Source organism: Streptomyces sp. NPDC059398 (assembly GCF_042751845.1).
Lineage (GTDB): Bacteria > Actinomycetota > Actinomycetes > Streptomycetales > Streptomycetaceae > Streptomyces.
In genome coordinates this window covers 180,208-193,113 of record NZ_JBHYWP010000001.1, presented here as the reverse complement: position 1 = coordinate 193,113, position 12,906 = coordinate 180,208, and the positions used below count along the sequence as shown (strand labels likewise).

The following is a 12,906-nucleotide window of genomic DNA, read 5'->3' as shown; positions in this document are numbered from 1 at the left end:
GCCCCTCCCCCCCCCGCCCGTGTGGTGTGTCTCCCCCCGGACCACCCTTTCCCCGCGTTCCCCTCGTTGGGGGGGTGGTGCGCCCCGCCGGGCCCCCCCACCTCAGCGTACGGGGCACACCACGTTGAGTGACACCGGGCGGCCGGAAGAACAGCCGGACGAGCGACCCGGCCGGGCACGTTTCCGTAAGGCCGTTCCCAAGCCTTTGCCAAGGCCGTAACCCCCGGTACCCCGGTGGCGGTTGCCCGGGGGTACGACGCCGTCCGGCCCGGGGCGGGGATGGCGCCCTCGCCCCGGGAAGGCGGACGGGTGTTCGCCGACGTGCCGCGGCCGGACCGGGCGCCCCATCGGTCCGCTCGGGGCGGCACGCGGGTGCCTGCCCCGGGCTCCCGGGGCCCCGCCTCACTCCTCGTCAGGCCCGGAGCGCCTGTCGTCGGGCTTCTTCGTGCGCAGCCGGGATGTGACGTCCTCGGGGGGCAGGAACTTCGACCAGCGCTCGGGGAACTCGGACGGCATGTCCGACCCTTCGTCGTCGGCCTCCGGGGCCCGGGCGCCCGGGTGGTCCGGGGTGTGCGCTCCGCCCACCGGGCGGGCGGTCTGCCGGAGCCGGAGGCGTTCGTTCGCCGCGCGGGCCGCCGCCGTCGCCACCGAGGGCCAGATCCGGTCGATGGCGGCGTTGACCGCGGCGCCGACCAGGACGGCGAAGGCCGAGACCCCGATCCACAGCAGCACCGCGACCGGGGCGGCCAGCGAGCCGTAGATCGTGGGGCCCTCGACCGTGCTCGTGAGATAGACGCGCAGCAGCAGACTTCCCAGGAACCACATGGCCAGCGCGACCAGGGCGCCCGGCATGTCCTCGATCCAGGGCGAGCGCACCGGTACGGAGACGTGGTAGAGCGTGGTGAGGAAGGCGATCGACAGCAGGACGACCACCGGCCAGTAGAGCACCGCGATGACCTGCTCGCCCCCGGGCACGAACTGGACCACCCGGTCGGGGCCCGCCACCGCGAGCGGCAGCACCACCGCACCGATCACCAGCGCGACGACGTACAGCACGATGGAGAGCAGCCGGGTCATGACAATGCCGCGCCGGCCGTCGAGCCCGTACATCACGGTGATGGTGTCGATGAAGACGTTCACCGCCCGCGACCCGGACCACAGGGCGAAGGCGAATCCGATGGAGACGATGTCGGGGCGCTTGGCGTGGGTGACGTTCTCAAGCAGCGGCTCGGCGAATTCGCGGACGCCGCGGTCGGAGAGGACCGTGCTCGCCGCGTGCAGGATGTTCTTCTCCAGGCTGGCGACGGTGTGGGTGTCGGTCCAGCCGTCGACATAGCCGAGCAGGGCGATCAGGCTGAGCAGCAGGGGCGGCAGGGAGAGCAGGGTGAAGAACGCCGCCTCGGCAGCGAGTCCCAGGATCCGGTACTCCATGCACGAGTTGACGGTGTCCTTGAGGAGCAACCACGCCATTCTGCGTTTGGAGACATTGCGGTAAAGGGCTCTGGCCCGGTGGAGCAGACCCGGATGCTGCTCCCCTGTTTCATTTGCTGCCTGCACCTCCATACCGTAGCCCCATGGCACCGAGCACTCACACAGTGACCAACCAGCCTCCGCCCCTGGTGGGGCATGACGTCTTCACCACCGACCGGGTCCTGGCCGAGGCGGTGGACCGGCACACCGCGCCGGCGCTCGCCACCGTCGTACGGGAGGAGCTGTCTCTGCTGGGCCGCAGCGCCGGATCGGCGCAGGCGCGGGAGTGGGGCTTCCAGGCGAACGAGAACCCGCCGCGGCTGCGGACCCACGACCGCTACGGGCACCGGATCGACGAGGTGGAGTTCCATCCGGCCTGGCACCGGCTGCTCGGCAAGGCCGTATCGGCGGGGCTGACGGACGCCTGGGGCCGGCCGGGCGGGCATGTGCGGCGGGCCGCCGGGTTCCTGGTGTGGTCGCAGGTCGAGGCGGGGCACGGCTGCCCGGTGTCGATGACCCATGCGGCGGTGCCGGCGCTGCGGGCGGATCCCGCGCTCGCGGCCGAGTGGGAGCCGCGGCTCACCTCGCATGTGTACGAACGCGGTCTGGGCGTCCCCGGCAGCAAGCCGGGGGCGCTGTTCGGGATGGCGATGACCGAGAAGCAGGGCGGCAGCGACGTCCGGGCCAACACGACCACCGCGGTGCCGGTCGACGGGGACGACGGCGCCTACGCGCTCACCGGGCACAAGTGGTTCTGCTCCGCGCCGATGTCCGACGGCTTCCTGGTGCTGGCGCAGGCGCAGGAGGGGCCGACCTGCTTCCTGGTGCCCCGGGTGCTGGCGGACGGGACGCGGAACGTCTTCGCGCTCCAACGGCTCAAGGACAAGCTCGGCAACCGGTCGAACGCGTCGGCCGAGGTCGAGTTCGAAGGAACGTGGGCGCGCCGGGTGGGTGACGAGGGCCGCGGGGTGCGCACCATCATCGAGATGGTCGCGGCGACCCGGCTCGACTGCGCCATCGGCTCCGCGGCGCTGATGCGCCAGGCGGTGGCGCAGGCGGTGCATCACGCCACCTACCGCAGGGCGTTCGGCGGTGAGTTGGTCGACAAGCCGCTGATGCGCAATGTGCTGGCCGATCTGGCGCTGGAGTCGGAGGCGGCGACGGTCCTGGCGATGCGGCTGGCCGCCGCGTACGACAGCGGTACGGAGGAGGAGCTGGCGTTCCTGCGGCTCGCGGTGCCCGCGGCCAAGTACTGGGTGACCAAACGCTGTACGCCGGTGGTGGCCGAGGCTCTCGAATGCCTGGGCGGCAACGGTTACGTGGAGGAGTCGGGGCTGCCGCGGCTGCTGCGCGAGTCCCCGCTCAACTCGGTCTGGGAGGGGTCGGGGAACGTACAGGCGCTGGATGTGCTGCGGGCGCTCCAGCGTGAGCCGCAGGCGCTCGACGCGTTCCTCCGCGAGGTGGGCAGGGCGCGGGGCGCCGATCACCGGCTGGACGGGGCGATCAGGGAGCTGCTCACCGAACTCGCCGATCTGGACGGAGTCGAGGGCCGTGCCCGCCGGGTCGCGGAGCGGATCGCGCTGGTGCTCCAGGGCTCGCTGCTGGTGCGCTGGGCGCCGCCGGAGGTCGCCGACGCGTTCTGCGCTTCCCGCCTCGGCGGCGACTGGGGCACGGCGTTCGGCACCCTGCCGCACACCCTGGATCTGGGGTCGGTCGTCGACCGGGCACGGGCCTGCGGGTAGCGGGCGGGGCCGGGACGGTCCGGGCGGCTTCGGGCCGGGACGGTCCGGGCAGGACAGCTCCGGACCGGGCCGTCGGGGCAGGGCTGGGCGGTACCGGACGGAGCGGCACGGCACGGGGCCAGCCGGGGTCGATGCTGCGCCGACACGGCACCACCCCGGCTGGGCCCCCACCTTCGTACAACGGGGTGCGGCTGCGCCAGGGTTGCAGACGGTTGCACCGGTTGTGCGGAGTGCGGTGCGCCCGGGCCGCCGGAGATGCACGATGAGGCACCGCACCGCCGGACCGGACCACCGGACCGGATCGCTGGACCGGACCGCTGGAACGGACCGCTGCACCGGACCGCTGGACCGGATCGCCGCACCGCTTGCACCGCATCGCTGGACCGCCGTACCGCACCGCTGGACCGCCCATTCGCGTCGTGGATCACATTCGGGAGTACCCATGAGGACCGGAGCCCCCAACGTCACCGGCCCGGTGGCCCGGCACACCGCTGAGAGCGCCCGTACGCTGCACTGCATACGTGAGGCGACGCTCTCGGGGGACCGTCCGGAGCTGGCGCCGCGCCCCGTCATCGGCGCGTCCTGGCAGCGGATGCTGCGCATCGGCCTGGACCCGGAGCGGGACACCAGCAGTGTGCTGCTGGGCGCGGACGAGCTGGAGCACCGGCGCCGGTCCACGGTCCTCGGTGAGCTGCTGCCGACGCTCAGCCGCGGGCTCGCCTCGGTCGCCGACGCGTCGATGCAGGTGATGGTGGTCACCGATGGCGACGGCCGGGTGCTGTGGCGGGAGGGCAACCGGGCCGTCCTGCGCCAGGCCGACGGTATCTGGCTCCAGGAGGGCGCCGCCTGGAGCGAGGGCTCCACCGGCACCAACGCGGTCGGCACCGTCCTGGCGACCGGCCAGACCGTCCAGGTGCACTCTGCCGAACACTTCGTCCGTACGCTGCGGGACTGGACCTGCGCCGCCGCGCCCGTCCAGGATCCGCGCGACGGGCGGCTGCTCGGGGTCATCGATGTCAGCGGCCCCGACTCGACGTTCCACCCGGCGATGCTCGCCCTGGTGGACTCGGTGGCCCGGCTGGCGGCGGCGGAGCTCCGGGACCGGCATCTGGACTCCGTCGAGCGGCTGCGGACGGTGGCGGCGCCGGTCCTGAACAGGGTGGGCGGCCGGGCCCTGGTGGTGGACGCGCACGGCTGGCCGGCCGCGGTGACCGGGATGCCGGCTGCCGGACGTCTGCCCCTGCCCAAGTCCTTCGGTCCCGGCCGGCTCTGGCTGCCCTCACTCGGGATGTGCACGGTGGAGCCGCTGCCCGGCGGCTGGCTGATCCGGGTGGACGAGGAGGGGCCGGGGCTGCGGCAGCAGGGCGGCGGGGCGGCGGCGAGCCGGGTCGTCCTCGATCTGAGCGGCAGCAGGCGCTGGTCGGTGACCGTGTCGGGGGCGTCCGGCAGCTGGACCCAGGACCTGACGCCCCGTCATGCGGAGGTCCTCTACGTACTGAGCCTGCACCGCGAGGGGCGTACCGCGGCCGAGCTGGCGGACGACCTGTTCGGCGACGCGACACGGACGGTGACGGTGCGCGCGGAGATGTCGCGGGTGCGCCGGGGTCTCGCAGAGGTGCTGGCACACCGCCCGTACCGTTTCGCCGAGGGGGTCGAGGTGGAGGTGAGGGGCCCGGCCGACCCGGCGGACCTGCTCCCCCATTCGTCGGCGCCCGCGGTGCGCCGGGCCGCGGTCCGGCGCTGAATCATCTCCTGACCGCAGCCCGGCATGCCGGAGAAGCGGACCCGCCGGCCGTTCCGCGCCAAGGGACCGCGGGGCTGCCGTGAGCCATGGCCCCGGCGCGTGATTCGCTGGCCCCCATGAAGAGCGAGAGCACCGTCACGGTCACCACCTGGTATCTGGAGCAGACCTCCCCCACCGATCTGCGCCCGGCCGCCGAGCCCGGCGGCGACCTCCGGATCGTGCGGGCCGAGGTCGCCTCCCCCGAGTTCAGCCGGTACCTCTACGCCTCCGTGGGCGGGGACATCCGCTGGACGGACCGGCTCTCGATGTCGTACGCCCAGTGGCAGGAGACGCTCGCCCGGCCGGGCACCGAGACCTGGGTGGCGTACGACCGGGGCACACCGGCCGGATACGTGGAGCTGTGCGCGCACGACGACGGGGCCGTGGAGATCATGTACTTCGGTCTGATCCCGGCCTTCCGGGGGCGGCGGATCGGCGGTCATCTGCTCACGTACGGTGTCAGGCGGGCCTGGGACCTCGCGGACCGCACCCCCGGGCGGCGGCCGACCGAGCGGGTCTGGGTGCACACCTGCAGCAAGGACGGCGCCCATGCGATGGACAACTATCTGAGCCGCGGGTTCCGGCTCTTCAGGACCGAGACCGCGCAGGAGCCGGACGCCGGGACGCCGGGGCCGTGGCCGGGCGCGGAGGTCTGACACCGACTCCGAGTACCGGGCCCGGAGGCCCGACACCGGCCCTGGGTGTGCCGGGCACGGACGCCCGCCACCAGGTGACCGGGACCACACCGTCTCACCATGCGGGACCATCTCGTCCGAATATTGGATAGTAGTGGACTGGCGTGAGATCGCCGTGCCACGCTTCCGTCATGTCTGGAACTGGAATTGCCTTGGTGAGTCGACGCCACGTCGACCTCGGCCGCCTGTCCAGCGCCATCTGTCCGGCGCGCTGATCTCCACCAGCCACGCCGTTTTCCCGCCGTCCCCGTCGTAGCGGACGAGCGAAGCCCCCGATGGGGTCTCCAGTTGTCCCACCGCCACCGTGCTCTGCCATGTACCGGCAGGTCACAGGGGTCCCTTCGGCTTGATCAACCGCCCCCTTGAGCCGCCACAGAAGGACGAAGCATCATGGCCGCCAGCCCTGGAACACCTCCGCCCGCCACGCCCCGACGCAAGGTGAGCCGGCACCGTGGCGAAGGCCAGTGGGCCAAGGGCCACTTCACCCCGCTGAACGGCAATGAGCAGACCAAGAAGGACGACGACGGTCTCAATGTGCGGACACGCATTGAGACGATCTACTCCAAGCGCGGCTTCGACTCCATCGACGGCGGCGATCTCCGCGGCCGGATGCGCTGGTGGGGCCTCTACACCCAGCGCAAGGAGGGGATCGACGGCGGCAAGACCGCGGTCCTTGAACCGGAGGAGCTGGACGCCGAGTTCTTCATGATGCGGGTCCGCATCGACGGCGGCCGTCTCACCACGGAGCAGCTGCGCGTCATCGGTGAGATCTCGCAGGAGTTCGCGCGCGGCACCGCCGACCTCACCGACCGGCAGAACATCCAGTTCCACTGGATCCGGATCGAGGACGTCCCCGAGATCTGGCGGCGCCTGGAGGAGGTCGGCCTCTCCACCACCGAGGCGTGCGGTGACACCCCTCGTACGATCCTCGGCTCCCCGGTGGCGGGTGTCGCCGAGAACGAGATCATCGACGGCACCTGGGCCATCGACGAGATCAACCGCCGCTTCATCGGCAACCCCGCCTTCTCCAATCTGCCGCGGAAGTTCAAGACCGCGATCTCCGGCTCCCCGCAGCTCGATGTGGCGCACGAGATCAACGACATCGCGTTCGTCGGTGTCGACCATCCCGACAACGGCCCCGGTTTCGACCTGTGGGTCGGCGGCGGGCTCTCCACCAACCCGAAGCTCGGGGTCCGGCTCGGCGCCTGGGTGCCGCTGGACGAGGTGCCCGATGTCTTCGAGGGCGTCATCTCGATCTTCCGGGACTACGGCTACCGCCGGCTGCGCACCCGCGCCCGGCTGAAGTTCCTGGTCGCCGACTGGGGCCCGGAGAAGTTCCGGCAGATCCTGGAGGACGAGTACCTCCAGCGGAAGCTGAGCGACGGCCCGGCGCCCGAGCAGCCCGCCGGCGTCTGGCGTGACCACCTCGGCGTGCACAAGCAGCGCGACGGCCGCTACTACATCGGCTTCGCGCCCCGCGTCGGACGGGTGGACGGCACGACCCTGACGAAGATCGCCGAGGTGGCCGAGGCGCACGGCTCGGGGCGGCTGCGGACCACCACCGAGCAGAAGATGATCGTGCTGGACATCGAGGAGTCGCAGGTCGGCCCGGTGGTCGCCGCACTCGAAGCGCTCGACCTCAAGGTGAACGCCTCGCCGTTCCGCCGCTCCACCATGGCCTGCACCGGGATCGAGTTCTGCAAGCTGGCGATCGTCGAGACCAAGGCGCGCGGTGCCTCGCTCATCGACGAACTGGAGCGCAGGATCCCGGAGTTCGACGAGCCGATCACCATCAACATCAACGGCTGCCCCAACGCCTGCGCCCGGATCCAGGTCGCCGACATCGGCCTCAAGGGCCAGCTGATGCTGGACGGCGACGGCAACCAGGTCGAGGGGTTCCAGGTGCACCTGGGCGGCGCACTGGGCCTGGACGCCGGATTCGGCCGCAAGGTCCGCGGGCTGAAGGTCACTTCGGACGAGCTGCCCGACTACGTGGAGCGGGTGCTGAAGAACTTCCAGGCCGAGCGCGCCGAGGGCGAGCGGTTCGCCACCTGGGCCGCGCGCGCGGACGCGGAGTCCCTGTCATGAGCGAGCGCGCGGCGCCGTTCTTCTGCCCGTACTGCGGGGACGAGGACCTGCGTCCCCACGAGGCGGGCCACGGCGCCTGGGAGTGCGCGGCGTGCAACCGCGCGTTCCACCTGAAGTTCCTCGGGCTGCTGGCCCGGGGGCTCCAGCACCAGCAGCCCAACAGCGGTGAAGGGGAAGGGATATGACCGGCACTCCGGAGACCGGGGATCCGAGGGCCCTCGCCGATCGCGCGGGCCGCGAACTGGAGGACGCGTCGCCCCTGGAGATCCTCCGCTGGGCGGCCGACACCTTCGGCAGCCGCTTCTGTGTGACCTCCTCCATGGAGGACGCGGTCGTGGCCCATCTGGCATCCCGCGCCTTCCCCGGGGTCGATGTCGTCTTCCTCGACACCGGCTACCACTTCCCGGAGACCATCGGCACCCGGGACGCGGTGGAGGCCGTGATGGACGTCAACGTCATCACTCTGCTGCCCTGGCAGAGCGTCGCCGAGCAGGACGCCGAGTACGGCCCGGAACTGCACGACCGGGACCCCGACCTGTGCTGCGCCCTGCGGAAGGTGAAGCCGCTGGAGGACGGGCTGAAGAACTACACGGCCTGGGCGACCGGGCTGCGCCGCGACGAGTCCCCCACCCGGGCGGGCACCCCCGTCGTCGGCTGGGACGAGAAGCGGCGGAAGGTCAAGATCTCCCCGATCGCCCGCTGGACGCAGGACGACGTGGAGGCGTACATCGCCGAGCACGGCGTCCTCACCAACCCGCTGCTGATGGACGGTTACCCCTCCATCGGCTGCGCCCCCTGCACCCGGCGGGTCGCCGACGGCGAGGACGCCCGCGCCGGCCGCTGGGCCGGCCGGAACAAGACCGAGTGCGGGCTGCACGGCTGATGACGAAGGATCAGGAGAACGAGATGACGACGGACCAGGGAGCCACCGTCTGGCTCACCGGTCTGCCGAGCGCGGGCAAGACCACCATCGCCCGTGAACTCGCGGACACCCTCCGCGGCGAGGGCCACCGGGTGGAGGTGCTCGACGGCGACGAGATCCGCGAGTTCCTCTCGGCGGGCCTCGGCTTCAGCCGCGAGGACCGGCACACCAACGTCCAGCGGATCGGCTTCGTCGCCGAACTGCTCGCGTCCCACGGCGTGAAGGCGCTGGTGCCGGTCATCGCACCGTACGCGGACAGCCGCGACGCGGTGCGCAAGCGCCACGCGAGCACCGGCACCGCCTATCTGGAGGTGCATGTCGCGACCCCGGTCGAGGTGTGCTCCGTACGCGATGTGAAGGGCCTGTACGCCAGGCAGGCGGCGGGCGAGATCTCCGGGCTCACCGGTGTCGACGACCCGTACGAGGCACCGGAGACCCCGGACCTGCGCATCGAGTCGCACACCCAGACCGTGCAGGAGTCCGCAGCGGCGCTGCACGCGCTGCTCACCGAGAGGGGCCTGGCCCGATGACGACCACCGCCGCCACTGTCACCGAAGGCACCGACAGCCCGTTCGCCCTGAGCCACCTGGACGCCCTGGAGTCCGAGGCCGTCCACATCTTCCGCGAGGTCGCGGGCGAGTTCGAGCGGCCGGTGATCCTCTTCTCCGGCGGCAAGGACTCCATCGTCATGCTGCATCTGGCGCTGAAGGCGTTCGCCCCTGCGGCGGTGCCGTTCGCGCTGCTGCACGTCGACACCGGGCACAACTTCCCCGAGGTGCTGGCCTACCGCGACCGTGTGGTGGCCGAGCACGGGCTGCGGCTCCATGTGGCCTCCGTCCAGGAGTACATCGACGCCGGGACGCTGCGTGAGCGGCCCGACGGGCTGCGCAACCCGCTCCAGACGGTCCCCCTGACCGAGGGCATCCAGCAGCACCGTTTCGACGCGGTGTTCGGCGGCGGGCGCCGCGACGAGGAGAAGGCGCGCGCCAAGGAGCGGGTCTTCTCGCTGCGCGACGAGTTCTCCCAGTGGGACCCGCGCCGCCAGCGTCCCGAGCTGTGGCAGCTCTACAACGGCCGCCACGCGCCGGGCGAGCACGTCCGGGTCTTCCCGCTCTCCAACTGGACCGAGCTGGACGTCTGGCAGTACATCGAGCGCGAGAAGATCGCCCTCCCGGAGATCTACTTCGCGCACGAGCGCGAGGTGTTCAAGCGGTCCGGGATGTGGCTGACCCCCGGCGAGTGGGGCGGCCCCAAGGAGACCGAGACCGTCGAGACCCGGCTGGTGCGCTACCGCACCGTCGGCGACATGTCCTGCACCGGCGCGGTCGACTCCGACGCCACCACGCTCGAAGCCGTGATCACCGAGATCGCCGCCTCCCGGCTGACCGAGCGGGGCGCGACCCGCGCCGACGACAAGATGTCCGAGGCAGCGATGGAAGACCGCAAGCGCGAGGGGTACTTCTAAATGACCACGTCAACCGACCGGTCGGCCGAGCAGGTGTCGGCCACCACTCTGCTGCGCTTCGCCACCGCGGGCTCCGTCGACGACGGCAAGTCCACCCTGGTGGGACGGCTGCTGCACGACTCCAAGTCGATCTTCACCGACCAGCTGGAGGCCGTGGAGCAGGCGTCGATCGGACGCGGCCAGGAGACCCCCGACCTGGCGCTGCTCACCGACGGGCTGCGCGCCGAGCGCGAACAGGGCATCACCATCGATGTCGCCTACCGCTACTTCGCCACGCCCCGGCGCCGGTTCATCCTCGCGGACACCCCGGGCCATGTGCAGTACACCCGGAACATGGTGACCGGCGCGTCCACCGCCGAGCTGGCCGTGGTGCTGGTCGACGCCCGTAACGGCGTGGTCGAGCAGACCCGCCGCCATGCCGCGGTCGCCGCGCTGCTGCGGGTGCCGCATGTGGTGCTCGCCGTGAACAAGATGGACCTGGTCGACTACGCGGAGCCGGTGTTCGCCGCCATAGCCGAGGAGTTCACCGCGTACGCGGCATCCCTCGGTGTCCCGGAGATCACCGCGATCCCGATCTCCGCGCTGGCCGGTGACAATGTGGTGGAGCCATCCGCCCATATGGACTGGTACGGCGGCCCGACCGTGCTCGAACATCTGGAGACGGTCCCTTCGAGCCATGACCTCACCGGCTGCAGGGCCCGCTTCCCCGTCCAGTACGTCATCCGCCCGCAGACCGCCGCGCACCCCGACTACCGCGGCTACGCGGGCCAGATCGCCTCGGGCGCGCTGCGGGTCGGCGAGGCGGTCACGGTACTGCCGTCGGGCCGTACGTCGACGATCGCCGGTATCGACGTGCTGGGGCAGAGCGCGGACATCGCGTGGGCCCCGCAGTCGGTGACCGTACGGCTCACCGACGATCTGGACATCTCTCGCGGCGATCTGATCGCCCCGGCCGATGACGCCCCGGTGCCGACCCAGGACGTGCGGGCGACGGTCTGCCATGTGGCCGACTCGGCGCTCTCGGTGGGCCAGCGGGTGCTGCTCAAGCACACCACCCGTACGGTCAAGGCGATCGTCAGGGAGATCCCGTCCCGGCTCACCCTGGACGACCTGTCCCAGCACCCGGAGCCCGGCCGGCTGGTCGCCAACGACATCGGCCGGGTGGTCATCCGCACCGCCGAGCCGCTGGCGCTCGACGCCTACGCGGACTCCCGGCGCACCGGCTCCTTCCTGCTGATCGACCCGGCCGACGGCACCACGCTGGCCGCCGGGATGGCGGGCGACGCCTTCGCCGTCACGGCGCAGGCCCCGGCCGACACCGCGGGGGCCGCGCAGGACGAGACCGGGTGGGACTTCTGACGATGGCCCTGTACGCGCTGGACATCTACGCGACCTTCGCGAAGGAGGGCGGCCGCATCGGCAGCGGCGCTCTCGGGAGCGGGCAGGGCGGGGTCGGGCGATGTGCGTGAAGGCGTACGCGCACTGCCTGCGCGCCCGGACGCACCACTCGCCGCGACCGACCCGGCGAAGACCCGCACCACCAGCCGACCGCCCGGCGGTGTCCTGAGGGACGCCCCCACCGGGCCACCGAGAGGAAGACCTCCCGTGCCTGCCACTCTGCCCCTGCGCCGCGGCCTCGCCGCTGCCGCCGCCCTTCCGCTGCTGGCCGTGGCGCTCACCGCCTGCGGCTACGGATCGGCCAAGTCCGACGACGACACGGGCAAGTCCCACGTCGCGGCCGGGGCCAAGAAGCTCTCCGCCGACTCGGTGAAGATCGGCTACTTCCCGAATCTCACCCATGCCACCGCGCTCGTCGGCGACCAGCGGGGGATATTCCAGCAGGAGTTGGGCGGGACCCGGCTCAAGGCGTCCACCTTCAACGCGGGCCCGTCCGAGATCGAGGCGCTCAACTCGGGCTCGATCGACATCGGCTGGATCGGCCCGTCCCCGGCGATCAACGGCTACACCAAGTCCCAGGGCAAGAGCCTGCGGATCATCGGCGGCTCCGCTTCCGGCGGGGTCAAACTGGTGGTCAACCCGAAGAAGATCAAGTCCCTGGACGACGTCAAGGGCAAGAAGATCGCCACCCCGCAGCTCGGCAACACCCAGGACGTCGCGTTCCTCAACTGGATCGCGAGCAAGGGCTGGAAGACCGATCCCACCAGTGGCAAGGGTGATGTCTCCGTCGTCCGTACGGACAACAAGGTGACCCCGGACGCATACGCGTCCGGCTCCATCGACGGGGCGTGGGTGCCGGAGCCGACCGCGTCGAAGCTGGTGCAGCAGGGCGCCAAGGTGCTGCTCGACGAGAGCGACCTGTGGCCGCAGAAGAAGTTCGTGATCACCAACATCGTGGTGTCGCAGAAGTTCCTCAAGGAGCACCCGGACGTCGTCGAGGCCGTGCTGCGCGGTTCGGTGAAGACCAACGCCTGGATCAAGGCCCACCCGGACGCGGCGAAGGCCTCGGCCAACGCGGCGCTGAAGAAGCTGTCGGGCAAGGCGCTGCCCGCCGATGTGCTCGACCCGGCGTGGAAGTCCATCCAGACCACCGACGACCCGCTCGCTGCGACGCTCGACACGGAGGCGGACCACGCGGTCAAGGCAGGTCTGCTGTCGAAGCCCGACCTCAAGGGCATCTACGACCTGCGGCCGCTCGACAAGGTCCTGAAGGCAGCCGGACGCCCGGCGGTCCCCGATGCCGGTCTCGGCGTCAAGTAACCCCGGACAAACCCGGATCCAGC

13 protein-coding genes are annotated in these 12,906 nt (G+C 71.4%); 12 read left to right on the top strand and 1 reads right to left on the bottom strand.

Annotation, left to right across the window (positions count from 1 at the left end):
- Positions 1 to 402: 402 nt before the first annotated feature.
- Positions 403 to 1,557, bottom strand: coding sequence for a YihY/virulence factor BrkB family protein (locus ACFXBC_RS00905; RefSeq protein ID WP_385016904.1), 1,155 nt, complete (start codon positions 1,555 to 1,557; stop codon positions 403 to 405).
- Positions 1,558 to 1,574: 17 nt separating this feature from the next.
- On the opposite strand from ACFXBC_RS00905, the gene ACFXBC_RS00900 reads away from it, so the two are divergent.
- The 12 genes from ACFXBC_RS00900 to ACFXBC_RS00845 all read left to right on the top strand — a co-directional run bounded on the left by ACFXBC_RS00900 (position 1,575) and on the right by ACFXBC_RS00845 (position 12,883).
- Positions 1,575 to 3,212: an acyl-CoA dehydrogenase family protein gene (locus tag ACFXBC_RS00900; RefSeq protein ID WP_385016901.1), complete on the top strand. Its 1,638-nt coding sequence runs from the start codon at positions 1,575 to 1,577 to the stop codon at positions 3,210 to 3,212.
- 442 nt (positions 3,213 to 3,654) lie between these two features.
- Entirely contained in the window at positions 3,655 to 4,956 is a 1,302-nt protein-coding gene (locus ACFXBC_RS00895) for a GAF domain-containing protein (RefSeq protein ID WP_385016899.1), read from the top strand.
- 116 nt (positions 4,957 to 5,072) lie between these two features.
- A complete protein-coding gene (locus tag ACFXBC_RS00890) occupies positions 5,073 to 5,651 on the top strand; it encodes a GNAT family N-acetyltransferase (protein WP_385016896.1) in 579 nt (192 codons plus the stop codon).
- A 170-nt stretch (positions 5,652 to 5,821) separates the two neighbouring features.
- Positions 5,822 to 5,905: a putative leader peptide gene (locus ACFXBC_RS00885; protein ID WP_385017083.1), complete on the top strand. Its 84-nt coding sequence runs from the start codon at positions 5,822 to 5,824 to the stop codon at positions 5,903 to 5,905.
- Positions 5,906 to 6,080: 175 nt separating this feature from the next.
- A complete protein-coding gene (locus ACFXBC_RS00880; protein ID WP_385016894.1) occupies positions 6,081 to 7,778 on the top strand; it encodes a nitrite/sulfite reductase in 1,698 nt (565 codons plus the stop codon).
- On the top strand, positions 7,775 to 7,963 hold the full coding sequence (locus ACFXBC_RS00875; RefSeq protein ID WP_385016891.1) for a hypothetical protein: 189 nt from the start codon (positions 7,775 to 7,777) through the stop codon (positions 7,961 to 7,963). Before ACFXBC_RS00880 ends, ACFXBC_RS00875 begins: the two co-directional genes overlap by 4 nt.
- Positions 7,960 to 8,661, top strand: a complete 702-nt coding sequence (locus tag ACFXBC_RS00870; RefSeq protein ID WP_385016888.1) for a phosphoadenylyl-sulfate reductase — start codon at positions 7,960 to 7,962, stop codon at positions 8,659 to 8,661. The genes ACFXBC_RS00875 and ACFXBC_RS00870 overlap by 4 nt, the downstream gene beginning before the upstream one ends.
- Positions 8,661 to 9,230, top strand: coding sequence for an adenylyl-sulfate kinase (gene cysC, locus ACFXBC_RS00865; protein WP_385016885.1), 570 nt, complete (start codon positions 8,661 to 8,663; stop codon positions 9,228 to 9,230). The genes ACFXBC_RS00870 and cysC overlap by 1 nt, the downstream gene beginning before the upstream one ends.
- Positions 9,227 to 10,165, top strand: coding sequence for a sulfate adenylyltransferase subunit CysD (gene cysD, locus ACFXBC_RS00860; protein ID WP_385016883.1), 939 nt, complete (start codon positions 9,227 to 9,229; stop codon positions 10,163 to 10,165). Before cysC ends, cysD begins: the two co-directional genes overlap by 4 nt.
- Positions 10,166 to 11,524 (top strand): sulfate adenylyltransferase subunit 1, encoded by a 1,359-nt coding sequence (locus ACFXBC_RS00855; protein WP_385016881.1) that lies wholly within the window; start codon positions 10,166 to 10,168, stop codon positions 11,522 to 11,524.
- Positions 11,512 to 11,634, top strand: a complete 123-nt coding sequence (locus ACFXBC_RS00850) for a hypothetical protein (RefSeq protein WP_385017097.1) — start codon at positions 11,512 to 11,514, stop codon at positions 11,632 to 11,634. The genes ACFXBC_RS00855 and ACFXBC_RS00850 overlap by 13 nt, the downstream gene beginning before the upstream one ends.
- 136 nt (positions 11,635 to 11,770) lie before the next feature.
- Positions 11,771 to 12,883 (top strand): aliphatic sulfonate ABC transporter substrate-binding protein, encoded by a 1,113-nt coding sequence (locus ACFXBC_RS00845; protein WP_385016878.1) that lies wholly within the window; start codon positions 11,771 to 11,773, stop codon positions 12,881 to 12,883.
- The last annotated feature ends 23 nt before the right edge of the window (positions 12,884 to 12,906 follow it).

Coding starts and splice junctions, on each gene's coding strand:
- ACFXBC_RS00885 (WP_385017083.1), top strand. CDS start 5,822: ATGTCTGGAACTGGAATTGCCTTGGTGAGTCGACGCCACGTCGACCTC.
- ACFXBC_RS00855 (WP_385016881.1), top strand. CDS start 10,166: ATGACCACGTCAACCGACCGGTCGGCCGAGCAGGTGTCGGCCACCACT.
- ACFXBC_RS00900 (WP_385016901.1), top strand. CDS start 1,575: ATGGCACCGAGCACTCACACAGTGACCAACCAGCCTCCGCCCCTGGTG.
- ACFXBC_RS00875 (WP_385016891.1), top strand. CDS start 7,775: ATGAGCGAGCGCGCGGCGCCGTTCTTCTGCCCGTACTGCGGGGACGAG.
- ACFXBC_RS00895 (WP_385016899.1), top strand. CDS start 3,655: ATGAGGACCGGAGCCCCCAACGTCACCGGCCCGGTGGCCCGGCACACC.
- ACFXBC_RS00890 (WP_385016896.1), top strand. CDS start 5,073: ATGAAGAGCGAGAGCACCGTCACGGTCACCACCTGGTATCTGGAGCAG.
- ACFXBC_RS00880 (WP_385016894.1), top strand. CDS start 6,081: ATGGCCGCCAGCCCTGGAACACCTCCGCCCGCCACGCCCCGACGCAAG.
- ACFXBC_RS00870 (WP_385016888.1), top strand. CDS start 7,960: ATGACCGGCACTCCGGAGACCGGGGATCCGAGGGCCCTCGCCGATCGC.
- cysC (WP_385016885.1), top strand. CDS start 8,661: ATGACGAAGGATCAGGAGAACGAGATGACGACGGACCAGGGAGCCACC.
- cysD (WP_385016883.1), top strand. CDS start 9,227: ATGACGACCACCGCCGCCACTGTCACCGAAGGCACCGACAGCCCGTTC.